General features: G+C 43.2%; 33 protein-coding genes and 1 pseudogene. 29 read left to right on the top strand and 5 right to left on the bottom strand.

The genetic code is table 11. The features are described 5' to 3' along the window. The first annotated feature begins 188 nt into the window (after positions 1-188). The 11 genes from OCV65_RS11570 (at position 189) to OCV65_RS11620 (ending at position 5726) form a co-directional block, all read left to right on the top strand. Complete coding sequence (locus tag OCV65_RS11570) at positions 189-1487, top strand: RNA-directed DNA polymerase (RefSeq protein WP_262582188.1); 1299 nt, start codon at positions 189-191, stop codon at positions 1485-1487. 1 nt (position 1488) lies between these two features. Further along, on the top strand, positions 1489-1638 hold the full coding sequence (locus tag OCV65_RS11575) for a hypothetical protein (protein WP_004605279.1): 150 nt from the start codon (positions 1489-1491) through the stop codon (positions 1636-1638). Position 1639: 1 nt separating this feature from the next. Next, positions 1640-1792: an XkdX family protein gene (locus OCV65_RS11580; protein ID WP_003506201.1), complete on the top strand. Its 153-nt coding sequence runs from the start codon at positions 1640-1642 to the stop codon at positions 1790-1792. Continuing rightward, positions 1789-2028 carry a hypothetical protein gene (locus tag OCV65_RS11585; protein WP_003506202.1) on the top strand — a complete coding sequence of 80 codons (240 nt, stop codon included), beginning with the start codon at positions 1789-1791 and terminating at the stop codon, positions 2026-2028. Before OCV65_RS11580 ends, OCV65_RS11585 begins: the two co-directional genes overlap by 4 nt. Next, entirely contained in the window at positions 2018-2332 is a 315-nt protein-coding gene (locus tag OCV65_RS11590) for a hypothetical protein (protein WP_004605281.1), read from the top strand. The genes OCV65_RS11585 and OCV65_RS11590 overlap by 11 nt, the downstream gene beginning before the upstream one ends. A 48-nt stretch (positions 2333-2380) precedes the next feature. Then, positions 2381-2749, top strand: coding sequence for a hypothetical protein (locus tag OCV65_RS11595; RefSeq protein WP_003506207.1), 369 nt, complete (start codon positions 2381-2383; stop codon positions 2747-2749). Beyond that, a complete protein-coding gene (locus tag OCV65_RS11600; RefSeq protein ID WP_004605283.1) occupies positions 2746-3111 on the top strand; it encodes a hypothetical protein in 366 nt (121 codons plus the stop codon). Before OCV65_RS11595 ends, OCV65_RS11600 begins: the two co-directional genes overlap by 4 nt. Then, the gene (locus OCV65_RS11605) at positions 3104-3439 is read left to right on the top strand and encodes a hypothetical protein (protein ID WP_055062292.1); all 336 of its coding nucleotides are present in this window, start codon (positions 3104-3106) and stop codon (positions 3437-3439) included. The genes OCV65_RS11600 and OCV65_RS11605 overlap by 8 nt, the downstream gene beginning before the upstream one ends. Beyond that, complete coding sequence (locus OCV65_RS11610; RefSeq protein ID WP_262582189.1) at positions 3436-4251, top strand: endolysin-like domain-containing protein; 816 nt, start codon at positions 3436-3438, stop codon at positions 4249-4251. The genes OCV65_RS11605 and OCV65_RS11610 overlap by 4 nt, the downstream gene beginning before the upstream one ends. Before the next feature lie 17 nt (positions 4252-4268). Then, on the top strand, positions 4269-4994 hold the full coding sequence (locus tag OCV65_RS11615) for a hypothetical protein (RefSeq protein WP_237998875.1): 726 nt from the start codon (positions 4269-4271) through the stop codon (positions 4992-4994). Between the two features lie 456 nt (positions 4995-5450). Continuing rightward, positions 5451-5726 (top strand): CD1845 family protein, encoded by a 276-nt coding sequence (locus OCV65_RS11620; RefSeq protein WP_262582207.1) that lies wholly within the window; start codon positions 5451-5453, stop codon positions 5724-5726. A 72-nt stretch (positions 5727-5798) separates the two neighbouring features. Here OCV65_RS11620 and OCV65_RS11625 read toward each other — a convergent pair whose 3' ends face one another. After that, the gene (locus OCV65_RS11625; protein WP_262582190.1) at positions 5799-7211 is read right to left on the bottom strand and encodes an ATP-binding protein; all 1413 of its coding nucleotides are present in this window, start codon (positions 7209-7211) and stop codon (positions 5799-5801) included. A 114-nt stretch (positions 7212-7325) separates the two neighbouring features. Here OCV65_RS11625 and OCV65_RS11630 point away from each other — a divergent pair. Further along, positions 7326-7743 (top strand): annotated as a pseudogene (locus OCV65_RS11630) (relaxase/mobilization nuclease domain-containing protein); the annotation flags it as partial. Here the strand turns inward: OCV65_RS11630 and OCV65_RS11635 are convergent. From OCV65_RS11635 to OCV65_RS13465, 4 genes are all read right to left on the bottom strand, one after another. After that, complete coding sequence (locus OCV65_RS11635; RefSeq protein ID WP_262582191.1) at positions 7696-7887, bottom strand: helix-turn-helix domain-containing protein; 192 nt, start codon at positions 7885-7887, stop codon at positions 7696-7698. The pseudogene OCV65_RS11630 and the gene OCV65_RS11635 overlap by 48 nt on opposite strands. A gap of 91 nt (positions 7888-7978) precedes the next feature. Beyond that, positions 7979-8881 carry a TlpA disulfide reductase family protein gene (locus tag OCV65_RS11640; protein ID WP_262582192.1) on the bottom strand — a complete coding sequence of 301 codons (903 nt, stop codon included), beginning with the start codon at positions 8879-8881 and terminating at the stop codon, positions 7979-7981. Positions 8882-8908: 27 nt separating this feature from the next. Next, positions 8909-9781 carry a 4Fe-4S binding protein gene (locus OCV65_RS11645; RefSeq protein WP_262582193.1) on the bottom strand — a complete coding sequence of 291 codons (873 nt, stop codon included), beginning with the start codon at positions 9779-9781 and terminating at the stop codon, positions 8909-8911. Further along, positions 9774-9914, bottom strand: coding sequence for a CD1871A family CXXC motif-containing protein (locus OCV65_RS13465; RefSeq protein ID WP_262582194.1), 141 nt, complete (start codon positions 9912-9914; stop codon positions 9774-9776). The genes OCV65_RS11645 and OCV65_RS13465 overlap by 8 nt, the downstream gene beginning before the upstream one ends. A 168-nt stretch (positions 9915-10082) precedes the next feature. Here OCV65_RS13465 and OCV65_RS11655 point away from each other — a divergent pair, with 168 nt between their 5' ends. The 17 genes from OCV65_RS11655 to OCV65_RS11735 form a co-directional block, all read left to right on the top strand. Continuing rightward, positions 10083-10697: a response regulator transcription factor gene (locus OCV65_RS11655; protein ID WP_262582208.1), complete on the top strand. Its 615-nt coding sequence runs from the start codon at positions 10083-10085 to the stop codon at positions 10695-10697. Further along, on the top strand, positions 10694-11851 hold the full coding sequence (locus OCV65_RS11660) for a sensor histidine kinase (RefSeq protein ID WP_262582195.1): 1158 nt from the start codon (positions 10694-10696) through the stop codon (positions 11849-11851). The genes OCV65_RS11655 and OCV65_RS11660 overlap by 4 nt, the downstream gene beginning before the upstream one ends. A 77-nt stretch (positions 11852-11928) precedes the next feature. Next, positions 11929-13512, top strand: coding sequence for a glucose-6-phosphate isomerase (locus tag OCV65_RS11665; RefSeq protein WP_262582196.1), 1584 nt, complete (start codon positions 11929-11931; stop codon positions 13510-13512). A gap of 108 nt (positions 13513-13620) precedes the next feature. Further along, the gene (gene rfbD / locus OCV65_RS11670) at positions 13621-14451 is read left to right on the top strand and encodes a dTDP-4-dehydrorhamnose reductase (RefSeq protein ID WP_262582197.1); all 831 of its coding nucleotides are present in this window, start codon (positions 13621-13623) and stop codon (positions 14449-14451) included. A gap of 11 nt (positions 14452-14462) precedes the next feature. Next, complete coding sequence (locus OCV65_RS11675) at positions 14463-15743, top strand: dicarboxylate/amino acid:cation symporter (RefSeq protein WP_262582198.1); 1281 nt, start codon at positions 14463-14465, stop codon at positions 15741-15743. Positions 15744-16014: 271 nt separating this feature from the next. After that, positions 16015-16713 (top strand): ABC transporter ATP-binding protein, encoded by a 699-nt coding sequence (locus tag OCV65_RS11680; protein ID WP_262582199.1) that lies wholly within the window; start codon positions 16015-16017, stop codon positions 16711-16713. 10 nt (positions 16714-16723) lie between these two features. Next, positions 16724-19054 (top strand): ABC transporter permease, encoded by a 2331-nt coding sequence (locus OCV65_RS11685; protein WP_262582200.1) that lies wholly within the window; start codon positions 16724-16726, stop codon positions 19052-19054. 128 nt (positions 19055-19182) lie between these two features. Continuing rightward, the gene (gene greA / locus OCV65_RS11690) at positions 19183-19686 is read left to right on the top strand and encodes a transcription elongation factor GreA (RefSeq protein WP_262582201.1); all 504 of its coding nucleotides are present in this window, start codon (positions 19183-19185) and stop codon (positions 19684-19686) included. A 32-nt stretch (positions 19687-19718) separates the two neighbouring features. Beyond that, positions 19719-20456, top strand: a complete 738-nt coding sequence (locus OCV65_RS11695; protein WP_118382566.1) for an amino acid kinase family protein — start codon at positions 19719-19721, stop codon at positions 20454-20456. Positions 20457-20727: 271 nt separating this feature from the next. Then, complete coding sequence (locus OCV65_RS11700; RefSeq protein ID WP_262582202.1) at positions 20728-21618, top strand: YitT family protein; 891 nt, start codon at positions 20728-20730, stop codon at positions 21616-21618. Positions 21619-21731: 113 nt separating this feature from the next. Then, positions 21732-22445, top strand: coding sequence for an IMP cyclohydrolase (locus OCV65_RS11705; RefSeq protein ID WP_262582203.1), 714 nt, complete (start codon positions 21732-21734; stop codon positions 22443-22445). A 13-nt stretch (positions 22446-22458) separates the two neighbouring features. Then, complete coding sequence (locus OCV65_RS11710; RefSeq protein ID WP_262582204.1) at positions 22459-23637, top strand: phosphoribosylaminoimidazolecarboxamide formyltransferase; 1179 nt, start codon at positions 22459-22461, stop codon at positions 23635-23637. A gap of 108 nt (positions 23638-23745) precedes the next feature. Beyond that, a complete protein-coding gene (locus tag OCV65_RS11715; protein ID WP_118382576.1) occupies positions 23746-24381 on the top strand; it encodes an endonuclease III domain-containing protein in 636 nt (211 codons plus the stop codon). Positions 24382-24430: 49 nt separating this feature from the next. Beyond that, on the top strand, positions 24431-24724 hold the full coding sequence (locus OCV65_RS11720; protein ID WP_262582205.1) for a hypothetical protein: 294 nt from the start codon (positions 24431-24433) through the stop codon (positions 24722-24724). Further along, a complete protein-coding gene (locus OCV65_RS11725) occupies positions 24721-25287 on the top strand; it encodes a glycerol-3-phosphate responsive antiterminator (protein ID WP_118382578.1) in 567 nt (188 codons plus the stop codon). The genes OCV65_RS11720 and OCV65_RS11725 overlap by 4 nt, the downstream gene beginning before the upstream one ends. A gap of 363 nt (positions 25288-25650) precedes the next feature. After that, positions 25651-26013: a helix-turn-helix domain-containing protein gene (locus tag OCV65_RS11730; RefSeq protein ID WP_158574282.1), complete on the top strand. Its 363-nt coding sequence runs from the start codon at positions 25651-25653 to the stop codon at positions 26011-26013. Positions 26014-26044: 31 nt separating this feature from the next. Then, positions 26045-26226: helix-turn-helix domain-containing protein (locus OCV65_RS11735; RefSeq protein ID WP_262582206.1), on the top strand; the 182-nt coding region annotated here is incomplete at its 3' end.

Genomic DNA, 26226 nt, shown 5'->3' on the forward strand with positions numbered 1-26226 from the left:
CACCCCTGCGACGCACGTGTCCACGGGCATCGTGGCGAGCCAATCTTATCAAATTATGGAGCATTTAACCAAAAGCACACCTTTTTCCTACACCGCAGGGTGTTGAAATACACCTAACCAGTGGAAATGATACCGATGCAGGCAGGGTCGAGTAAGAATATCAGAAAGACCTTGAGGTGATAAGAAAGATGGGAAAGAAATCCGTCAATAACCTGTACAAGCCTATGTTAGAACATAGCAATGTTGAGCAAAAATTTCATAAAGCAGCAAAGGGCAAGACAGAGCGTCCGGACGTTGCGGTGATATTAGAGCCGACCAACATTCAGAGACATGTCAAGAACGTCGTCGAGCAACTTGAGAACACTGCACCGGAGGGGTACGACGTACCGCATCCGGAAAAGGCATGGAAACCATCAAGACACGGGAAAGTCTGCATCAACGAGGGAACGAGCAGAAAAGTGAGAATGATTGAGAAACCTCGATACAATTATGAGCAGGTGATTCACCACATTGTCGTCTCTGCGTGTTATGACATTTTCATGAAAGGGATGTATGAGTTCTCGTGTGGGAGCGTACCGAACAGGGGTGCTCATTATGGGAAAAAGCACATCGAGAGGTGGATTCAGCGAGACAAAAAGAACTGCAAATATGTTCTCAAGATGGATATTCGACACTTTTTCGAGAGTGTTGACCATGATGTCTTGAAAGCGTGGCTCAAGAAGAAAATCAGAGACGAGAGAATGTTGTACATCCTCGAACTGATAATTGACGGGAGCGAGGTCGGGTTGCCTTTAGGGTTTTACACATCGCAGTGGTTGTCAAATTTCATGTTGCAGCCTCTCGACCATTTCATCAAAGAACAGTTGAAAGCGGTGCATTATATCCGGTATATGGATGATATGGTGGTGTTCGGAAAGAACAAAAAGGAACTCCACAGGCTGCAGCAGGAGATTGAGAGATTCTTGAGAGAAAAGTTCAACTTGCAGATGAAAGGAAACTGGCAGGTGTTCCGGTTCGATTACACAGAGAAAAAGACCGGAAAGAGAAAAGGGAGACCACTCGATTTCATGGGATTCCAGTTCTATCACGACAAGACGATTCTGCGGGAAAGCATCATGTTGAGTTGCACACGGAAAGTCAACCGTGTCGCAAAGAAAGAGAAAATCACATGGTACGATGCAACCGCAATTCTGTCATACATGGGTTACTTGAGCAATACAGACACATACGACATGTACCTGCAAAGGGTCAAGCCTTATGTGAATGTTAAGAAATTAAAGAAAATAGTTAGCAAACATTCAAAGCGAAAGGAGCGAGAAAAACATGAAAGAATGGAGAGAAGTGTTCGGAACGGAGGCAGAACAGCCGGAGGAGTTCGACACAACAGCGTCACCGACAACGGTATATCAGAGACGCAATATCAAGAAAGCAACGAAAGAGGATGCAGACGGAAAGAAAATCACCGGATGGCAGCGAGAGGAGCGTGAAATGTCACGGGAGGAATATGACAGATTGACGCTCATGCAGGAGGTTGTTGCATCCAACACAACAGGAATCGTTGAATCCGTGACACAGTTTCAGAAAGATGCAGTCATCGACGAATACACACAACAGTTGATTGAGGAGGGGTTGATTTAATATGAAAATGCTTGTCGAAAGTCTGAAAAGAATGTACAAGAAAGGCACTCTCACCGAGGAACAGATCGCAGAGCGTGTCACAAAAGGAAGTATTTCAGCGGAGGAATATGAATACATCACGGGAGAAAAATATTCCGGTGGTGAGGCAAAATGACACCGCTTGAAATAATATCACGGTTGTGCGAGATAACGGAGGAGTTGTCCGGAATCGTGAAAAAGCAGCAAGAAATGATTGAACGCTCAAAAGTGGAGGAGGGGGTCAAAGAGGAACTCCGGAACATGGTCAATGAGGCAGACGGGAAACTGGATGTCCTTGAGTACCACATGAGACGATACTGCGACACCGACGACGTGGGAGCGTTCGGAAAGGAGCAGCCGAGTGACGATTGAACTCTCATTGTTGTTGAGCGGGATTTCCGTCGCATTTGCAATCTTTTTCGGGATTTCCAATAAAAAGCGGAATGACAAAAAGGATGCAGAGCAGGAGACGGAGGAACGTGCGACAGCGAACACACTCATGATGACAAAACTGGAGAACATTGCCGACGATGTCAAAGACATCAAACGTGACTACAAAGAGACACGGGCAGAGGTGCAGGATTTACACGACAGGGTTCTCATAGTTGAGCAGTCATTGAAATCGTATCACAAGAGACTGGACGGGATGAATTTGAACATTAAGACCGACCAATAACAGGAGGGCGGGAACAGGCAAGAATCAACCACATAAAGGAGGCAACAAGTGAACAAAAGCAGGATGACGAACGCAGAGCGTCGCATGTATTTCCGGCATAAAAGAAAATTGTACCGGATAGAACAGCGGGCAGCAAAGCGGAAAAACAAAGTCTCCGGTCAGTTCATGAATCGTGTTGTTATCTGTATGATTCTTGCAGCATTTATCTACACAGTTGTGGCGATTATAGTGTTTGTGAGAGTGGGTGCTGAACCATCAACATTGACAGAGAATGTATTTCGATTCCTGTCAGTGGAGGGCGGTGCGATGGCACTCATTAAGTCAGTAAAGACGGTTACAAAGAAAGATACAGGAAAACAGCACGAGAACGAACCGGATGACATCAATGCAGACAATAATGAGGAGGTGCAGGGATGAAATTCATCGTTGAAAATTGGTTTGTTATCGTGGCAATAGCAGCAGTGGGAGGCTCTATCGGGTACGCAATTTATTCTTTTGTGAAAATGCCATCTGATAAGCAGTTGAACAAGGTCAGAGAGTGGCTCTTGTATGCGGTGACAAAAGCAGAAAAGGAACTGGGAGCAGGAACAGGAAAACTCAAACTCCGGTATGTGTACGACATGTTTGTGGCAAGGTTTGAGTGGCTTGCAAAGGTCATCACATTCGACATGTTCAGCATGATGGTGGATGAGGCTCTTGAGCAAATGAGAACGATGCTTGACAGCAATGAGGCGGTGCAGAAACTCATTGCGAACGAGGCAGGTGAGGGCAGTGAGTGAAATTGAGATTTTCATGTCACAGCACTGGAGCACGATGGTGACGGTGTACATCATCGGGGCAGCAGTTACATTCGTTTTGACGTTTGTTATTTTTTGGATGCTTGAAAGGCAGTCCGAAAAAGAGGAGCGGGAAAAAGAGTTGTTTCCGGAATACTACGAGGAACAGGAAACGAAACAGGACAGAATCATGGTCAAACTGACATTTTTCATTTTGTCGGTATTGGTGGCGGTGATATGGATAGGAGTTCCGTTCATACTGGCTTTTATATTCATTATGTCAGTGATAGATGATTCCGGAGATAAGAAACAAAAGGAGGAAAAGAAATGATTTCAAATTGCGGACACGACGAGAGAGGAAAATATTCCGGAGGAAAAGCCGGAGATCAGACGGGAACAGAGTGGCAGGTTATAAACTGGTATAACAGACCGTGGAAATGCGTTCTCCGTCATCCGGATGCAGCAACGAGAAAACTCATTGCACAGATGGCAAAGGCAGCAGCAGTCAACAATATGGTCGGATATTGTCAGTCGCACAGGGGAACATTTTGGACGAACCTTGCGGATTCAAATTTCGACCCTGCTCAAATCACAGTTCCGTGCGAGGCTGACTGTTCGTCCGGTGTTGCTGCAATCGTAAAAGGTGCAGGATATAGACTGAAAAATGAGAAACTGAAAAATGTGAGCACTGCATGTTATACCGGAAACCTGCGGGCAGCACTCAAGGCAGCAGGATTCGAGGTGCTGACAGATAAAAAATATCTGACATCAGATGCGTATTTGCTTGAGGGCGACATTCTGTTGAACGATGGTGCTCATGTGGCGACGAACCTCACCAATGGAGCAAAGGCATCCGGAGGAGGTGCATCGCAGACAGTTCCAATCAATAGCAACATGAAACTGGAGACCGCAAAAGGGTTCAACAAGAGCCTTGCAGGAACGTACAAGGTAACGGGAGCAGGAGCGTTGAATCTACGGTCGGGGGCAGGAACAGGAAAAGACAAGAAAGTCTTGACGACAATGCAGAGCGGAGAGACGTGTCAGTGTTATGGATATTACACGGATGTGTCCGGAGTGAAGTGGTTGTATGTAGCATATAAAAACGTGGTGGGATTTGCGTCGAGCAAATATCTCAAAAAGTAGCAGAGGAGGGCGAAAACATGTTATACTATTTAGGCAAAGGAACGGAGTTCAAAAAAGAGGACTGCAAGGAATACAAGACAATCGAGGGAGCGTTGAAAGCGGCAGCAAAAAACGAGGAACTGGTTGTGTGGGATGAAAACGGAAACGTCATCGGCTCACTCACGGACAATGTTCCGGAGGGAGCACTGGAGACAAATCCCGACGGTAGCGTGAACACCTACAATGCAGACGGGAACAAGGTCGGCACGATGACCGCAGAGGAACTCAAAGCAGCAACAACCCTCACCGATGAAAAGGATGCAGAGGGGCAGCAGGGCAACGCAGGAGCGTCCACAGACGACGAAAACGGAGGCACTGGAGGAAATACACCAGTAGAACCGGAAAACGGGCAGAATGGGGCAAATAGCGAGCAGGAGAACGGACAGCAGACCTCCGGTGATGGAGACGATGCAGCAGGGCAGGAGACATCCGGAGACGATGAAAGAAAAACAGAGGAACAGGTGTCCGATTCTGACACAATCTATCCGGAAAAGACTACAAGAGCGATCGTTGATTGTGATGGTGCTCTGAATCTCCGTCGTTCTGCATCATGGGGCAATGAAAGCATCTGCGGACGTGCAGTGAGAGGACAGTCGTATTATATCAAGGCAATTCACACAGTAGAGGGAAAGAAAATGCTTGAGACTATCGACGGAATTTTCCTGTCCGGTCAGCCGGAGCATGTTCGCATCATTGAGGTGTAAGTTCCGGACGGGTGTGTTATAATAAAACAACGGGAGAACTCTCCGAGGAGTTTGAGTAACACACGGGTAACTGACAAAATCCTTGAAAAGCCTTATTTTTCAAGGGTCGGAATTATGCAAACGATAATCGACTGCTCAGACTATATCAAAATGGTTCAAAAACCCCGGAAAATCAAGGTTTTCCGGGGTTTTCTTATACCTAAACGAGCTGATATAGTTTGACCAAACGAGAGCCGTTTTCACCCAATTTTTAGTGGTTAAATATAGGACAACCGGCAAAAATGGGGTCAAAAAACGGCCTTAGTGGTTAAAAAATAGGACAACCAGAGAGCAATTTCGGGGGTATTTTTGAAGGTGATTTTGGCACTCTCAGACACCGGATTTTTTGCTAGAGGGTTTGGCATAATCTGACCAAATCTGAACAATTAAATATGATTCTAATGCAGGCACTCAGTAATAAATAACTGGGTGCTTTTTCTATTTCCAGAAGCACTTTTTGTCTGGATATGTCTTGGCCTGGTTTATGTATCCGGTCTGGTTCTGGGGCTTATCAGCATGATTCTTGCTTTGTTAGGTGTGGCAGTGTTGATTATATATTCTCCGCAGAACGGGTTTATTTTGTTGTTGATGGCATTTTTGATTAGTCCGATGGGGCTGCCGCTGGCTGCGATCTGGCTGCTGGGAAAGGTGCAGAGTTTGAAATTTGCGATACAGGATTGGATGTATGGGTAAATGATGCGAATATAATCTGGAATGAAAAGAAGCAGGACAATGGGAAATGAGACCCAATGCCCTGCTTCTTGGTTATTTGGAATGAACGGTAGTGTATTTCTGTTTTTTGCTTTTGGGTTTGTCTGGAAACATCATTTCAAGTTTACCAGAAGATAATAAAGGCTTGAGGTAATATTTGCTGAAGTGAGAACGGCTGGAAACATCAATATATGCTTGCATTTCATCTCGACTTTTAGGATCTGCACAAAATTCCAATAGCAAGTTTTGCTTGCTGATCACAGATGTATCATGTGCTGTATCATGTGCGGCATCATGTACGGAAGCACCGCACATGTTGTAGTTTACATTTTTCAAGATGACTCTGAAATCTGTTGCTGTTGAGGTAAATTCAGGCTTATATGTCGCTGTATATCCAGGTAGCTTTTCGGTTTCACTGACGATTTTGCGTAGGCCACTTCCACGGCGTTCCATGTACTTCATGCGGTGGAACAGGTCAGCAATCACAGGGTTTCGTCGCATGGAACGGATACTGTAAATATCGTATTCCTGAATTGAGCCGCCGCCAAACATACCGCCCGGAGATGTGATTTCCACCCGATCATCAAACATATCAATATGGATTTCGCTGCCAAGCACAATATAATCACGATGGATAAGCGCATTGACAAGAGCCTCTGTCACAGCTCGTTCAGCATAATCCGGCTTGTCTACACGATACTGTGCCTTTTTGACAAAACGGACTTTGGAATTATTGCGAATAAATTCACTGCCGCTGTTCAGTAAATAAATCAAATTTCCCTCATATTCTTTATCGTCCAGCGCATCATCAAAGATAGAGCCTTTTTCCAAGCCATTCCACCGGGTACAGAACATACGGGAGTTATAAACCGTGTGCTGATCGGTCATGAGTTTTCCGGCATTGGTCAGGAGTCCATTTTTATCAGTCAAACCAAAGGAAACATAATCGAATGGCTCAAAGCGGAGACCGGTCCGTTCCAGATAGGTTGCTTCCAGAAGTGTAAAGCTGTAATCCTTTTTTACCGCGTCTGTTGTTAGGGTATCAAAGGACTGATTGGTTCCCTTTAAGATCAGTTCATTCACAATGTAATCAGGGGCAATTACGCTTTCATTTCCAACACGGATATATGCTTCCATCACGCCGTCTGCCTTGTAATAATATGGGGTGCTGCGGCCGGGAGAAACCTCCAGAGCTAATAGATTTTTACCATCTTCCTGTAATGGTTTTAAGATAAACTGAGGTAATGGTGTGATTCGTTCTTTGATTAAGCGGCTGATCGCCTCAGCATCCTTTTGAACATCGGACAAGCCAATAGGTTTCCGGTCATCAGAGATTCCGAAAAACAGAGTTCCGCCGATTCCATTAGAAAAGGAACTGACACTTTTTAACCAGCTTTTGGGTTTCTTTATTTCAAGTGCAACTTTGAAATCACATTCGGTTGCTTCAGCAATTAGCTGTTCTATCATAAAATCCCTCCTTTGAGGTATTGGTAGTTTCTTTATATTATACCCATAAGGAGAGTTTATTTCAACGATAGGCACAAAGAGTTCATAGAAAATATTTTGAGAGGATGGCTTTTTATGGCAACTACAAGAATCATACCGCTTCATGTCGGCAAAGGCCGCACAGAAAGTCGGGCGATCAGTGACATCATCGACTATGTAGCAAACTCACAGAAAACAGATAACGGCAAGCTCATTACCAGCTATGCGTGTGACAGCCGGACTGCGGATGCAGAGTTTCTTCCGCCCCGGCGAGATTACTCCGGAAGAAGCTAACCGGCTGGGTGTGGAATTTGCCAAGCGATTTACCAAAGGCAATCATGCCTTTGTGGTCTGTACTCACATAGACAAGTCGCACATTCATAATCACATTATCTGGTCATCGGTCAGCTTAGAATATGACCGGAAATTCCGAAACTTTTGGGGCAGCACCAAGGCGGTTCGCCGATTAAGTGATACCATCTGCATTGAAAACGGACTGTCCATTGTAGAGAATAGATTCATAGTTTTGAATCCATTGTTGGACAGATGCGAGACTTACAGCAAACATATCGGCAATTCGCCGTTGGCTTTCTTTTCCCTCCAGATATAGATTTACAGCATATATCTTATCCTCAACAGATACTTTTCTTTTAGACATAAAATATGCTCCCTCCTAAGTGACAAGTTTTTATTATTTCACTTGTCTACCTAGAAGGGAGCATATCATCACGACAGCTCCTTTTTCTCTATTATTTATTCGTATTATCTGCATCAATTACAGATTGAATCTGTTTCATCAAAGTATCATAGTTATCCTGGTTATCAATTCCACCGAGCATAGGATCACCCACAATATTACCGTTTCTGTCAACTAGTATTGTTGTAGGAAATGCCATAATACCGGAGGCGTATTTGCCTGCATCTGAAGTAGAGTCAATGGAGAGATTGCGATATTTGGCACCCTGACTTTCGAGAATGGATGCTGCTTCTTTAATGGCAGATTTATTTTCGTCGAAGGTTTCGGTGTTGATGCCTATTACTTCGCCTCCCATTTCCTTAATGGCATCGTTCAATTCGTTAAGCTTAGACAGCTCAGCAACACAAGGTTTGCAGACGGTAAACCAGAAATTAACGACAGTTACTGCATTTTTGGAAAACAGGCTTTCATCAACAGAATTGCCATCATAATCTTTGCCGGAAAAATTCTTAAAAGGAGATGCATCGTCGGAAGTGTTTTTCTGGCTATCTGATGCGGCATTTTTCTTTTCGAGTTCTGCGATCTGTTCCTCGATTTTTCGTATCGTTTCAATATCATCTGTAAGTATTTTCAGTTCGTCATCTGTAAAAGAATCTTTGTTTGATTCAACTGTGTCAGCCAGATAATCCGCATAATTTCCGTTTGGATCAGCAGCGCTTTTATTCATCATGCCAAATGCTTTATCCCATACATCTTTATGATCTGCAAAGAGCTGGTTTTCCTGCTGATACAAATCATCCAGTTTCGTATTGGAATCGTCAGAAGAGTCTGTGCTGGATTCAGTCTGGGTATTCTGAGAATTTTCAGTGTCTGAAGTTCCGTTTCCGTTGCATGCTGTAAGTAATAATGCTACGCAGAGTGTAAAAATAGAAATAAATGTTCTTTTTGTTTTCATGAATAATTGCTCCTTTAAATAATAGTATTAAGATGAATGGTTACCCATAAACTCATAGTGGATGGCATCTTTCGGACAAGCCTTTATACAGGCTCCGCATCGTATGCATTCCGGATGGTCTGAAGTTTTACACACATCGACATCCATTTTGCATGCCGTTGAACATTGGCCGCATCCGACGCATTTGCTGTTCTCAACTTTGATCGAAAGAAAGCTTACCTTATTAAACAATGAATAGATTGCTCCAAGAGGACAAATCCATTTACAGAAGGGTCTGTAAAATATAACACTTAACACAACAACTGTGATTAGAATAACGCATTTAAAAGAAAAAAGCGTTCCCAGTGCAGACCGTATAGCAGCATTTCCAAGTGAGAGAGGTATAGCTCCTTCCAAAACGCCTTGCGGACAAATGTATTTACAGAAGAATGGATCACCCATTCCTATTGAGTTCGTTACAAACATTGGAAGAAGTATAACGAAAATAATAAGAATGATATATTTCAGGTATCTTAGCGGCTTCAGGCGGGCTGTAGAAAATTTTTTCCCCGGGATTTTATGAAGTAAATCCTGAAACCATCCAAACGGGCACAAAAAACCACATATAAATCTTCCAAGTGTCACACCGAGCAAAATAAAAAAACCGGTTATGTAGTATGAAAATTTAAAGCTGGATGATCCGACAACCGCCTGAAAGGCTCCGATCGGGCATGCTCCCGTTGCAGCAGGACAGGAATAACAGTTTAATCCCGGTACACATACTGTTTTAGCATTGCCCTGATATATGGTTGCTTTAAACAAATTGGGAATATGAATATTGGTGAGCAGTGTGGCACCTGCCTGTATCCATCCGCGTATTCCGGCTGCTTTTTTTGACAGTAAATTCTTTTTCTTATCCAATTCCGACACACTCCAGACATAATTTTATTGCTTTACCAAGCACGACAGCTGCTTCACCCCTGATTACACCATAGCTAACCATAGTTATACCTGTGATGAGCAAAATAATTTGAGATGATTTTTTGCATTTCAAGTTTTTATTACTCCTTTCGTTTGTTGTATTTGTTGACCAGCTGACATTGGTATTATACAATAGCTGGTGTAAAATTATTGTTAAGAAACAGGTGAAAGAATCTTGAGATTATTAATAGTTGAAGATGAGAAACAAATATGTGATACGGTTGCAAAATGATTATATGATATTGGGTACGAGGTGGATACCTGTTATGATGGAGAGGATGCTCTTGAATGCATTCTGGCAGAGAATTATGATTTGATTGTTCTGGATCTGAATCTGCCCGGCATGGATGGGATGGAGATCCTAAAGGAACTCCGGCAGATGAATGAGGAGACAAAGGTTCTTATATTATCTGCAAGGGGGCAGATTGCGGATAAGGTTGAAGGACTGGATGCAGGGGCAAATGATTATATGGAAAAACCATTCCACCTGCAGGAACTTGAGGCACGTATCAGAAGTCTGACAAGAAGAAAATTTGTGCAGAAGGATGTATGCCTGGAAAGCGGCGAGATAGAATTCAATACGATAAAGCGTGAGGCATATGCAAAAGGGAAAATGATTTCTCTGACGAGAAAAGAAAAAGGTATTTTGGAATATTTGCTTCTTAATCTGGGAAGACCGGTAAGTCAGGAGGAATTGATGGAGCATGTCTGGGATGCATCTGCAGATAGTTTTAGCGGAGCTATCAGAGTACATATGTCTTCGCTGAGAAGAAAGCTTAAGTCAGTGCTTGGATATGATCCGATTATGAACAAGGTAGGAGAAGGATATAAAATACGAGAGGAGTCCGATCAATGAAACGAATGTCGCTGCAATGGAGGCTTACCTGTATAACTACATTATGTATTGCGATCATATGTGGCTGTCTGACTATGTTTATCTATAAAAATGGTGTGTATTATATGGATTCTCTGCAAGAGGCTGTTGATGCCCGGGAAGATGATAACGAGGGTGATTCAGATGAAATATATATCAGCATTCCGGAGGATAAGTGGGATGAGTTTGCAAATGATTTTTCTGTTCAGGTGTACAATAATAAGGCAGATTACAAAAGAAACAGTTTGATTATTTCAGCTTTACTGGCTCTTCTTGGAGGGGTGGCTACATATTTTATAAGTGGGCATGCACTCAGACCAATCAATGAGTTTTCAGATAAAATCGAAGAGGTACAGGCACAAAATCTGGCAGATTCACGAATAGAAGAAAACAAGATTAAAGAATTGAATCAGCTTAGTGTTTCATATAACAAGATGCTTGAACGCCTCTCAGATGCATTTGAGATACAGAGACAATTTACTGCAAATGCGGCACATGAGCTTCGAACCCCATTATCTCTGATGCAGGTACAGCTTGATCTATACAATTCCACCCGACATTCGGATCAGGATGCAGATACGTTACAGACGATAAAGATGGTTACGGAACAGAACGACAGACTCAGCAAAATGGTAAAGACACTTCTTGATATGAGCGAGCTTCAGACAGTAGGACGGGATGAAAAAATTATAGTTGACGCTCTTATTGATGAAGTATTGGAGGATCTGGAACCGCTCGCGCAGGAAAAGAATATAAAACTGATTGGGAAATGTAAGGATATAACGATGGTTGGAAGTGATATTCTTATATACAGACTGGTATATAATCTTGTTGAAAATGCTATAAAATATAATCATTTAGGAGGACAGGTTACAGTAACAGCATGCCAGAAGGAAAAGCATATTTACCTGTCAGTAGAAGATACGGGAAGCGGAATTCCTGAAGATCTCAGGGAGCGCGTGTTTGAACCGTTCTTTCGTGTGGATAAATCCAGAAGCAGGGAGCTCGGCGGTGTAGGACTTGGACTTGCGCTGGTACGGGAAATCGTGAGAGTACATGATGGCAGTATTACGGTCAGAGCCAATCCGTTCGGAGGGACAATTTTTGAGGTGATGTTTCCTCAGGGATATATTTAACCATTTGTTGAAAAACGTTAGAGATTTTAGTATACTATAAAAGAACTTAGAGCATTTGAAAGAAGGGAATAATTAAGATGGAATGGAAGAATTTTGACTTGCTTGAGTCTTATAAAAAACTTGAAGCAATGAAAGAAACTGTCAATGTAAAAGAACTTATGTCCGGAGAGAATGGTGCAAAGCGTGTAAAAGAATATCAGATACCGATGGCCAGCGGAATGACATATTGCTATGCTGCTAAGCAGGTTGATGATAAATTACTTGAAGTTTTGCAGGAGCTCGCTGATGAGGCAGAACTTGCAGATAAATATAAAGCATTGTATAACGGTGCTGTAATTAACACAGGTGAAAAGAGACTGGTTCTTCATCAGCTGACACGCGGACAGCTTGGTGATGATGTTGTAGCTGATGGTATCAATAAGAGAGAATTCTATATTGCCCAGCAGACAAGAGCAGCTGAATTTGCTAATAAAGTACATGCCGGTGAGATTGTGAATGAGAATGGTGAGAAATTCACTACAGCAGTACAGATTGGTATCGGCGGAAGTGACCTTGGCCCTCGTGCGTTATACTTAAGCCTTGAGAACTGGGCAAAGGTCAATGGTACACATAAGATGGAAGCCAGATTCATCAGTAATGTTGACCCGGATGATGCATCAGCAGTGCTTGCATCGATTGATGTTGCTCATTCAATTTTTGTACTTGTGTCAAAGTCAGGAACAACCCTTGAGACGTTGACAAATGAAGCATTTGTTAAAAATGCTCTTACAAGTGCAGGGCTCGATCCGTCTAAGCACATGGTTGCTGTTACAAGTGAGACTTCACCACTCGCGGGCAATGCGGACTATCTCGATTCTTTCTATATGGATGACTTTATCGGAGGAAGATATTCCTCTACATCAGCTGTTGGTGGCGTGATCCTTTCACTGGCATTCGGACCGGAAGTATTCGGACGCATTTTGAAGGGATGCGCAGAGGAAGATGAGCTTGCAAAGAATGCAGACATTAAGAAGAATCCGGCAATGTTAGATGCATTGATCGGCGTTTACGAACGTAATTTCCTTGGATACAGTTCTACAGCAGTGCTGCCTTATTCACAGGGATTAAGCCGTTTTCCGGCACATTTACAGCAGTTGGATATGGAGTCTAATGGTAAGAGTGTGAACCGTTTTGGAGAAAAGATTGATTATGTGACAGGACCGGCAATTTTCGGTGAACCTGGAACAAATGGTCAGCATTCATTCTACCAGCTTCTGCATCAGGGAACAGGAATTATTCCGCTTCAATTCGTGGGATTTAAGCATAATCAGATGGACAATGATGTTGTGATCCAGGGAAGTACGAGCCAGCAGAAACTCTGTGCAAATGTAGCAGCTCAGATCATGGCATTTGCCTGCGGTAAGGATGATGAGAACTGTAACAAATACTTTGAGGGCGGAAGACCATCAAGTATCATCGTAGGTGATCAGCTGAACCCGGAGACACTGGGAACACTTCTTGCACATTTTGAAAATAAAGTAATGTTCCAGGGATTTGTATGGAACATCAATAGTTTTGATCAGGAAGGTGTTCAGCTCGGTAAGGTGCTTGCAAAGAAAGTGCTTGCAAAAGAGACAGATGGAGCACTCACGGAATACAGTAAATTACTTGGGATCTTTTAACTGAAAAGATAATAATAGTAACATTTATCAAAGTCCAGACAGCAAAACATGAGATCAATCGTATTTGTGTTGTTTGGACTTTTCTGAGTTCGCAAAAGGAGAAAGATTATGTCGAAAAATATGATTTGGATTACGGGAGCAGATGGTCATGTAGGAACAGCACTCCATAAAGTGCTTCCGGAACACGGATATCATGTACTGTGTACGAATAAAGAAGATGTCGATGTGACAGATATGGACGCAGTGCGTCTCTATGCAGAAATGAATCGCCCGACGGTTATTATCAACTGTGCAGCATTGACAAATCCGTCAGAATGTGAAGCAAATCCGGAAGAAGCGTATAAGGTGAATGCAATTGGTGCAAGAAATCTTGCGACCGCGGCAGAACGTCTGGGTGCCAAGCTGGTTCAGATGTCTACGGATGATGTGTTTGATGGTGACAGCGAAGTTCCATATAACGAATTCGATAATCCGGTGCCGAGATCAATTTATGGCAAGTCCAAGCTTGCAGGCGAGCGGATGGTCAGTAGTCTGTGTACCAGACATATCATTATCCGTTCATCCTGGGTGTATGGAACAGGCGCGGATTTTGTGCATGAATTTCTGGAGGCAGATGGCAGGATTGAAGTGGCTTCTGATGAATGCGCAGTACCAACCAGTGCAAAAGAACTGGCGAAAGTGATCATGAATCTGATAGACGGTACGAATTATGGCATTTTCCATATTGTGTGTACCGGAGGTCCGGTCAGCCGTTACGAGTATGCAGTTAAGTTAAAAGAACTGACTGGAAAAGATATCGAGGTGAAAGAGACAGCAGGACAGAAGCATGTGCGTCCGGTGTACTCACTTTTAGATAACATGATGCTGCGTATCTGCGGACTGGAAGAGCCGGCAGACTGGAAAGAGAGCCTGCAGGAATTTTTGAAAGAAATGAGATAAGGAGAAAGACAGTGAAAGAGAAAAAGAAAAAAATCAGTCTCACGACGCAGATATTTGCAGCATTGATTCTGGGATGTCTGTGTGGTGTACTCATGCATTACGTTGTACCGTCTGGCTATGTGAAAGATACTGTATTTGTAAATGGGATATTCTACGTAGTTGGTAACGGATTTATCCGTTTGATGAAAATGTTGGTAGTTCCACTGGTATTTTGTTCATTGGTATGCGGAAGTATGGCAATGGGTGATACGAAAAGTCTTGGAAAGATTGGTGTGAAGGCGTTACTGTTTTATTTGGTGACTACAGCTCTTGCGATCAGCGTGGCCCTTGCTGTAGGACATCTGATCAATCCGGGTATTGGTCTGGATATTTCAGGAATGGAAGCGGTTGAGACATCGACGGCAGAGGCAGTCAGTACCGCAGATACAATCCTGAATATCATTCCGGAGAACCCGATCGCAGCACTGGCAAACGGAGAAATGCTGCAGGTTATCGTATTTGCGTTGTTCGTGGGAATTCTGATCGCAAAGCTTGGAGAACGTGTGGATACGGTGGCTAATTTCTTCTCTCAGTTTAATGATGTGATGATGGAAATGACAAGCACGGTCATGCTTGCAGCTCCGATCGGTGTATTCTGCCTTATTGCAAAGACATTTTCCGGAATTGGGTTCAGTGCATTTTTGCCACTCGCAAAATACATGATCGGAGTATTGCTGGCACTTGCAATCCAATGCTTTGGCGTATATCAGATTTTGATGAAGGTACTGACTGGTCTGAATCCAGTGAAGTTCCTGAAGAAATTTGCTCCGGTTATGAGCTTCGCGTTTTCAACAGCAACATCAAATGCAACGATTCCGTTGTCTATTGAGACACTGGACGAGAAGCTTGGAGTATCCAGAAAGGTAAGTTCTTTTACCATTCCGTTAGGAGCAACTATTAATATGGATGGAACAGCGATCATGCAGGGCGTGGCGGTTGTATTTGCGGCACAGGCGTATGGAATTGTGCTGAAACCGGCTGATTATGCAACCGTTATCCTGACAGCGACACTTGCTTCAGTCGGAACTGCTGGTGTGCCGTCAGTCGGTCTGGTAACGTTGTCGATGGTATTTGCATCGGTAGGACTTCCGGTAGAAGCAATCGGTCTGATCATGGGAATCGACCGTATTCTGGATATGAGCCGTACGGCAGTTAATATTACTGGAGATGCTGTGTGCACGACAATCATAGCACACCAGAATAAGCTGCTTGACAGAGACATTTTTAATGCTGACCTGAAAAAGCAGAAATAGGAATTTAAAAATGTGAATAAAGCTGGGACATAATGAAAAGACTTGCAATTTGGTATCAGATTGTATATGATAAAGGTGGTTAGCTAATGCTAACCACCTTTTTGTGCAATAAGTCGCTATGCAGAAATCGTGCTTGCACGAATTTCTATATGGCGACCAATGTTCATCGAGCCGACAGGCGAGATGACATTGATTGCACGTCGAGTAGGTGTTGGCCTACTCGATTTTTAACATATAGTTAGCTGTAACTAATTGGTGGAGAGGAAAAATTATGTTTTTAGAGATCAAAGGAATTACAAAGCATTTTGGTGATGGAGAAAGTCGCGTAAATGTGCTGAAAGGCATTGACATGAGTATGGAAAAAGGAGAGATATGCGCGCTTCTGGGACCGTCAGGATCGGGTAAGTCTACGCTGTTGAATATCCTGGGTGGTATTGATCAGGCAGATGACGGATACATTGCTATCGATGGGGAACGGACAGGCGATATGTCAGAGAAAGAACTGACTTTATATCGGAGAAAGCATTTGGGATATGTGTTTCAGATGTATAATCTGATTCCGAATCTGAGCATCCGGGAGAATATAGAGGTCGGAGCATACTTAAGTGACAATCCGTTGGATGTGGATGAATTGATGAAGACGCTTGGATTGTATGAACACCGGAACAAATTACCGAATCAGCTATCAGGAGGACAGCAGCAGCGTACCGCAATTGGAAGAGCAATTGTGAAAAATCCGGATATTTTGTTGTGTGATGAGCCTACGGGTGCGCTGGATTACCATACATCCAAGGAAATATTACAGCTGATCGAAGATGTGAATAAAAAATACGGTAATACGGTCGTGATAGTTACACATAATGGGGAAATTGAGCATATGGCTGACCGGGTTGTAAAACTTCGTGATGGAGTGATCCGCAAGAATTATATGAATGAGCATAAGATACCTGCAATGGATCTGGAATGGTAGGTGGTGAGCGATGAAGAATCCACTGAATAAAAGACTTCCGCGAGAATTGAAAAGCGAATTTGGTAAACACCTTGTATTATTTATTTTTTTGGCAGGGATGATCGCGTTGGTGTCTGGATTTCTGGTGGCCGATGGAAGTATGCTTAAGGCATATGAACAGAGCTTTGAAAAGTATAATATCGAAGATGGTAATTTTGAACTGGATGAAGAAGTGTCAGATGGTACGCTGCAGAAGATCGAACAGGATGGCGTAACCGTATATCCGAATTACTATATTGAAGAAGAGACGAAAGAGGTAGACAGTACGCTTCGAATCTTCAAACCTCGTACAGATGTTGATAAGGTTTGTCTGATGCAAGGCAAGATGCCGGAGAAGGCAGATGAGATTGCAATTGACCGTATGTATGCAGATAATAACGAATTGAAGGTTGGAGATGACCTGAAAGTCGGTAAGCAGACATTAAAAATTACCGGACTTGTAGCATTGTCTGACTACAGCGCATTGTTTTCCAATACATCGGATATGATGTTTGATGCAACCAAATTCGGAGTAGCAATTATGACAGAAGACGGCTTTGCTACATTAGACGACACACATATTCACTATAGTTATGCCTGGAAATATAATAATCCGCCGAAAAATGATACAGAAGCTAAGACAATGGGAGAAGATTTTCTAAAAAAACTGGCAAAAAGAGGAACGATTGTGAATTATATTCCGGAATTCGTCAATCAGGCAATCATATTTACGGGTGACGATATGGGAGGAGACAGTGCGATGTTTACTGTTTTTTTGTATATCGTAGTAGCAATTATTGCATTCGTATTTGCGATTACTACCAGTAATACGATATCCAAAGAAGCAACTGTTATCGGTACACTTCGGGCATCCGGATATACAAAAAGAGAACTGATCCGTCATTATATGACGATGCCGGTGATCGTGATGTTAGCTGCGGCAGTAGTCGGAAATATACTGGGCTATACCGTGCTGAAAGGTTATATGGCTGCCATGTATTACGGCAGCTACAGTCTGCCGACCTATGTGACGATATGGAGTGCAGATGCGTTTATCAAAACAACATTGGTTCCAATCCTGATCCTGATGGTGATTAATTACGTGACATTGCGCAGCAAGCTGTCGATGTCACCGCTCAAATTTATGCGAAGAGATCTCAGTAGGAGGAAGAAGAAAAAGATTGTACATCTGAGCAGTCGGATTTATTTTGTTACAAGATTTCGATTCAGAATCATTTTTCAGAATGTACCGAATTATATTACGATAGTTGTCGGTGTATTCTTTGCCAATCTGATCCTGTTATTCGGCTTGATGTTCAGTCCGCTCTTAGCTCACTTTGAACAGGATATAACACATAGCATGCTATGTAAATACCAGTATGTGCTTCAGGATATGGACAGCGAAGAATTCTCAGATGCACCGGATGGCACGATGACCAATGTGTTATATAAGTTTTATACAGATTCACTGTTGTCTACGTCCACAAAAGGGGCAGAAAAATACAGCATAACTACATTAAAGACACAGGAAGGCAAGCTGAAAAGCGAAGATGTTATGGTATATGGAGTCAGTCCGGACAGTGTGTATGTGGACATTGAATTCCGGAATCCGGATGATATTTATATATCCAATGCATTTGCGGAAAAACACAATATACATGTGGGTGACAGTGTTACACTGGATGAGCCGTATGATGATAACGATTATACATTTAAGATAGCGGGAATTTATACATATCCGGCATCGATTGCAGTCTTTATGGAACAGGATCAGTATAATAAAGTATTCAATAAACAGGAAGGATACTTTAACGGATATTTCTCTGATAAGAGGATTACGGATATCAGTGACGAAATGATATCGACGGTTATTACCAAAGACGATCTGGATAAGACATGCAGACAGCTGGAAGTATCTATGGGAAATATGATGGTATTATTTCAGGGATTTGGTGTGATCATGTTTGTACTTATCATTTACCTGTTGTCTAAGATCATTATTGAAAAGAATGCCCAGTCCATATCCATGGCAAAGATCCTGGGATACACGAATCATGAAATTAACCGTTTGTATATCACAGCAACGACCATTGTAGTAGTATTGTCGTTGATCCTTACAATTCCGTTGGCAAATATTACGATTGAGGAGATATGTAAAGCTGCATTTGCTCAGTTTTCCGGATGGCTGCCATATTATGTACCAGAGATTACCTTTGTGAAAATGTTTGCGGCAGGAGTGATAGCCTATGCACTGGTAGCGTTTTTCCAGATACGGAAGGTGGAACGGATTCCGATGACAGATGCATTGAAAAATGTAGAATAAGAAGCTGTAAGGCGAAAGAGTACTTCGAAAGAGGTGCTCTTTTTGCAATTTCAGAAGGGATTCAAGCTTTTAATCAATCGGAAACTATGCTAACATTAGGATAGTGTATGGAAGGAGAGGGCGTTATCATGCGGGAACAATTGACCAAAAGTGATGTACAGAAGATAGAAGAAGAGATAGAATACCGTAAGCTGGTAGTCAGAAAGGATGCACTGGAGGCGGTCAAAGAAGCCAGAGCGCACGGTGATCTGAGCGAGAATTTTGAATACCATGCGGCAAAAAAAGATAAGAATCAGAATGAGAGCCGTATCCGTTATCTGGAGCGTATGCTGAAGACTGCGGAAGTAATCGATGATTCATCTGCGGATAATGAAGTGGGTATCAACAATACGGTAACTCTTTACTGTGAGGATGATGATGAGACGGAAGTATATAAGCTGGTAACCTCGGTCAGGGGAAGTTCACTGAATGGACGCATCAGCATTGAATCACCGATGGGGAAGGCACTGCTTGGACACAAAGAAGGTGACAGGGTGTATATCGAAGTACAGCCGGGAGCCGGATATTATGTAGTGATCAAAAAGATAGATAAAACAGGAGAAAGCGAAGAAGATACGATTCGTAAATTCTAGGATATAAAGAATAAAGGAGAAAATAAGACACTATGGATCAGAAATTATATGATCAGGTAGAACCAAAGGCAGAGTTCCTGATACAGGCATTACCGTATATCCGGGATTTCAGTGACAAAATTGTGGTAATCGAGTATGGCTGCCGTAAGTATTTAAGTCCGATTGATGAGCAGACACTGATGAAAGATATTGCACTGCTCAAGACGGTTGGCATGCGGCCGGTTGTAGTACATGATACGCCGATGGGAGCGGACAAGTTTCGTGAGAATAAAAGGATTGCCAAGCTGATTGAGCTGTGCGGTGTGAAAGCCATCGGTATCTGCGGCATGGATCTGGATACGCTGCATATGGCATTAGATAATGATTTTATCCCGGTTATCGTACCGAATGACATTGATAATGAATATGAATTGATTGATCCGAAAGATGCATCATTAGAAGTAGCAGTCGGCTTAAAGGCGGACAAGTTAGTCTATCTGTCATCCCACAGAGGTATCTGGAAGGATGTGGAACGCACTAAGGTGTATCCGAGACTTACCGTAGATGAAGTCCATCAGCTGCTGGATGAGGGAAAAGTGACAGAAGGTGTGATAAGCAGAGTAGAACGCGGATTCCGTGCAGTTGAACAGGGGGTAAATCGTGTACATCTGGTAGATGGACGTATACCACACGCACTGATTCTGGAATTTTTCAGCAAAGCAGGTGTCGGAACCATTATTATCAAAGAAAAAGATATTCTGTATCCGCATGAGTTAGAATTGGATGAATAAGGAGAGATCTCTTGAATTATTGAACATATACAAGTATAATAGCACTGTATTAGGCGATGCCTTGATCCACGTCTGTTAGGGAAAATTCTCTGACAGGCGTGTTTTTTACTTTACAGGAAATTGCTTTCCTGTAAAGTAAAAAACGCTCCGCGAGGATGCGCACTGCGGCGGATAAGGTAGATGTCGCAAGCGACCGCCGCAGGCGCGAGAATGTGCCAAGGCACATTCTTTGTTCTATAACGTATCTTGACAAAAATATTCGGAGGTTTTTATGGAAAACATATATTTAAAACGGATAAGTACGGTCGCAACGGTGATTTTTGGAAATGTATTCTATGCACTTGTGGTCAGGCTTTTTTTGCTGCCGGGCAATCTGATGACAGGAGGCACGACTGGTATCGGTCTGGTGGTGAACCATTTTACAGGATTGTCCATTTCCGGATTTGTACTGGTGTTCAATATTATAATGCTATTAGTCGGAGTAGCATTTCTTGGTAAAAAGTTTGCACTGACAACGGTGATAAGTTCTTTTACGTATCCAATCGCATTGGAAGCAGCTACCCGAATTTTCGGGAATTATGTGATTACGGAGAATGCCATGCTGAATACAATTTTTGCCGGACTTGGTATTGGAATCGGACTTGGCATAGTTATCCGTACGGGTGCATCTACGGGTGGTATGGACATTCCGCCGCTGGTATTGCATAAGTATTTCAGGATTCCGGTATCTGTGAGCCTGAATGCATTTGATATGCTGATACTGATCATGCAGGTAATCTATAATCCACCGGAGAGAGTATTATATGGTATCCTTCTTGTGCTTGTGTATACGACTGTGCTGGATAAAGTGCTGATGATGGGAAGTACGAAGACGGAGGTCAAGATCATCAGCAGTCAGGTGGAAGAGATCCGTCAGGCGATTCTGGCGCAGGTGGACCGAGGCGTAACGATGCTTTATGGCGAGGGTGGTTATCGTCAGGAGCAGACACAGATCGTGCTGAGCATTGTGTCGAATCGTGAACTTCCGCAGGTAGAGAAGCTGATCAGACAGATTGATCCGGAGGCATTTATGATTGTCAGCAGGGTTACAGAAGTGCGCGGACGAGGATTCTCATTGAGCAAACATTACGGAGAAGAACAGGAAAATGGCGATGCTCTATAAGCAGTGATTATAAATAGCTCCAAGGATAAATAAACAGTCAGCTACTGGAAATGACAGCCATAGTTCTATATAATGATACTGTATCTAATTGTTCAGTAAAAGGAGAAGGATTCATGGAAATGTTGTCAATTGAGAAGGAACTGAAGGAAAATGCATATCCTGGAAGAGGAATTATCATTGGAAAGAGTGCTGATGGCACAAAAGCGGTAACAGCTTACTTTATTATGGGAAGAAGCGAGAACAGCCGTAACCGTATTTTTGTAGAAGACGGAGAAGGCATCCGCACACAGGCATTTGACGAGTCCAAGCTGACAGATCCAAGCCTGATTATCTATGCGCCGGTACGTGTGCTTGGCAATAAGACGATCGTGACAAATGGAGATCAGACAGATACGATCTACGAGGGCATGGACAAGCAGCTGACTTTTGAACAGTCACTGAGAAGCAGAGAATTTGAGCCGGACGGACCGAATTACACACCTCGTATTTCCGGAGTTATGCATGTTGAGAATGGAAGATATAACTACGCAATGTCTATCCTCAAGAGTAATAACGGTGATCCGTCAAGCTGTAACCGTTATACATTTGCATATGAGAATGCAAAAGCAGGAGAAGGACATTTTATCCATACTTATATGCATGATGGCAATCCATTGCCAAGCTTTGAGGGAGAACCGAAGCTTGTGGCAATCCCGGATGATATGGATGCATTTACAGATCTGTTATGGAACAGTCTGAATGAGGACAATAAAGTATCTCTGTTTGTGCGTTATATTGATATTGCAACAGGTAACTATGAGTCAAAGATTGTAAATAAAAATAAATAAGGAGCGGATAAGGATGAAAGAGTTAGAACTGAAATACGGATGTAACCCGAATCAGAAACCATCAAGAATCTATATGGCAGACGGAAGTGAGCTCCCGATCAAGGTGCTGTGTGGACGTCCTGGATATATCAATTTTCTGGATGCATTTAATGGATGGCAGCTTGTAAAAGAGCTGAAGAAAGCAACCGGACTTCCGGCAGCTACATCTTTCAAGCATGTATCGCCGGCAGGTGCTGCAGTGGGACTTCCGCTTTCTGAGACACTGGCGAAGATCTATTGGGTAGATGACCTTGGTGAACTGTCACCGCTTGCCAGTGCATATGCAAGAGCCAGAGGTGCCGACCGTATGTCTTCGTTCGGTGATTTTATTTCTCTGTCAGACGTCTGCGATGCAGATACAGCCAGACTGATCAAGAGAGAGGTTTCGGACGGTGTGATCGCACCGGGATATGAGCCGGAGGCACTTGAGATTCTGAAACAGAAAAAGAACGGCAATTACAATGTGATCCAGATCGATCCGGATTATGTACCGGCTGCACTGGAACACAAGGATGTATTTGGTATTACATTTGAACAGGGAAGAAATGAGCTGAATATTGACGAGCATTTCTTCGATGAGATCGTAACAGAGAATAAAGAGATGACTGAGCAGGCTAAGATTGATCTTGCGATTTCGATGATCACACTGAAGTATACACAGTCCAACTCTGTATGCTATGTGAAAGATGGACAGGCAATCGGTATCGGTGCCGGACAGCAGTCACGTATCCACTGTACACGACTGGCTGGTCAGAAGGCTGATAACTGGTGGCTGAGACAGTGCCCGAAGGTGCTGAATCTTCCATTTAAGGAAGGTATCCGTCGTGCAGACAGAGATAATGCGATCGATCTGTACATTGGCGACGAATACATGGATGTGCTGAACGATGAGGCATGGCCGAACACATTCTCAGAGAAGCCGGAAGTATTTACCAGAGAAGAGAAACGCGCATGGTTAGACAAGCTGACAGATGTAGCACTTGGATCTGATGCATTCTTTCCATTTGGCGATAACATCGAGCGTGCACATAAGAGTGGCGTAAAATATATCGCTCAGCCGGGCGGATCTGTCAGAGATGACAACGTAATCGAGACCTGTAACAAATACGACATGGTAATGGCATTTACAGGCATCCGTCTGTTCCATCACTAATAAGAAAAATAGAGTATATCCGATGCGTGTCATTCAGTTGGCACGCATCTTTCTTTATGAATAAAAGAATGTTATAATGGGCGAAAAGCTTATAATCGGAGGATGACAATGAGGAAGAAAGAACGGGCGCTGGAAATCATACAGCGTTTAAAAGAAGAATATCCGGATGCAGACTGCACGCTGGACTATGATCAGGCATGGAAGCTGCTGGTCAGTGTCCGGCTGGCGGCACAATGCACCGATGCCAGAGTGAATGTTGTGGTAGAAGATCTATATGCTAAGTATCCGACGGTGGATGCGCTGGCAGCAGCGGAGCCGGAAGAGATCGAGGCGATCGTGAAGCCGTGTGGATTAGGGAAAAGCAAGGCGCGAGACATCAGTGCCTGTATGCGGATCCTGCGTGATGAATATGGCGGTAATGTGCCGGACGATTTTGATAAATTATTGAAGCTCCCGGGAGTCGGCAGAAAGAGTGCGAACCTGATCATGGGAGATGTGTTTGGAAAACCGGCGATCGTAACGGATACACATTGCATCCGTCTGACGAACCGAATGGGACTGGTAGATGGTATTAAAGATCCGAAAAAGGTGGAAATGGAATTATGGAAGATTATTCCGCCGGAGGAAGGCAGTGATTTCTGTCACCGACTTGTAAATCATGGACGGGAGGTCTGTACGGCAAGAACGAAACCACATTGTGACAGATGCTGTCTTGCCGATATATGCAAGAAAGTCGGAGTGTAACGCGGTCGAATATAAAGTTGATAGCTGATGATAATGGAGTGTGATATAAATGGCAGATATTGCAGAAATGCTGGATGAATTACAGCATAAGACAGCGCATAATCCGGAATGGAAGGCAAGATTTCTTGCGTCCAGAGAGGAAGCAGATCCGATTTCCGCATTTTGCAGGATTTGCAGAGAATTTGGATATGAGATCTATGAGATGGATCTGATCTGTGCCGGAGAGAACTTTTATGCATCGATGCGCAGAAGCACCAATGGCGGAGGAGAAAATTCGCCCAAATTACTAGGTGAGGATGATTTCTATGAACTCTTTTTCGCCGGATTGGAGAATGATAAATGAATCATGCATTTCGAGAAATTATAGAGGACTGCCCTGTGATCGCTACTGTGAAGGACATGGAGAGTCTGGAAAAGAGCTTTGAGACGGACAGTCAGATTATATTTATATTATTCGGAGATATCTGTAATATATCCGAGATTGTAGAGCGCGTCAAAACAGAAGGACGGATTGCTATGGTGCATCTGGATCTGGTCAGTGGATTTGACGGACGGGAGATTGCAGTCGATTTTATCAGGCACAACACCAGAGCAGATGGTATTATATCCACCAAGACCGCACAGATCAATCGTGCGAAGGAACTGGGATTGTATGCAGTGCATCGCTTTTTTGTGCTGGATTCCCGTTCGCTGGAAAATATCAGACGCCAGAGTGCGGCAAGCAAGCCGGACTGCATCGAGATCCTGCCTGGGATTATGCCGAAGGTGATTAAAAGAATCGTGCAGCATCAGCATATTCCGGTAATTGCGGGTGGACTGATTGATGATAAAGAAGATATCATGACAGCACTTAAAGCAGGGGCGACAGCCATATCCACGACGAGACAGGAGTTGTGGTTTATCTAGGCTTGACAGAGCCGTATGGCACATATTATAAGAAAAACAAAAAATTAGCCGTATGGCATAGTTGGAGAAGAAAAATGAAAATAAATAATACGAAGACATTAGGTGAAACTATAATTTGTTAATAGAAAAGAGGGAATGGTTAGAAGAGCAAGGTTTTGAAGGAATTAAGGATATTGCAGAGCAGATTATGAGCTGTGGAGGCATACGAAATTACATATAAAGGATTCTGCTTGACGAGATACATCTGTCGCTCTGAGAAAAATTTTATAAAAATTAAACTACCAAGGCAATGCTATGCATATAATTAATGGTCATATGAAAGGCTATTCTTTACAATAATGGTAAGATGCTGGAGGTAGGACGATGGATTATAAAAAACTGGGAGAAAGGATCAGACAGGCACGCAAAGCACTGCATTATTCGCAGGAACAGTTCGCGGGCGAAATCGGATATTCTGTACCGCATATTTCACATGTAGAAAATGCAAGAACCACTCTCAGTGTCGACTTCTTAGTTAAGGCGTCGAATGCCTTACATGTATCTGCTGACCAGCTTCTGTGTGACAGCCTGAAATATACCAATGATGTATACAAAGGCGAGATAGTGGAAGCGTTAGAAGATTGTAGCCAAACGGAACTTATGATTATCAGTCAGACAGTTATGGATCTGAAACGCAATTTGAGAAAGAACATAGGTGTCGATGATGAAGAAGGAACAGTTGGGTAAGAATCTGAAGTATATGCGGGAGTGTCATAACATGTCACAGAGTCAGCTGGCGGGGAAATTATGGTTAGACCGCAGCTCTATTTCCGGATATGAGATTGGCAAACGGATGCCGGATATCTTGATTTTGATATTGTCAATATTGGTTTACACTTTATTCTCAAGAATGTTCGACCTTATGCAGCCCCCTGCAGTGAAGCATAGTATTGCTGTCGT

This window comes from Dorea ammoniilytica (assembly GCF_025567415.1).
Classification (GTDB): domain Bacteria; phylum Bacillota; class Clostridia; order Lachnospirales; family Lachnospiraceae; genus Claveliimonas; species Claveliimonas ammoniilytica.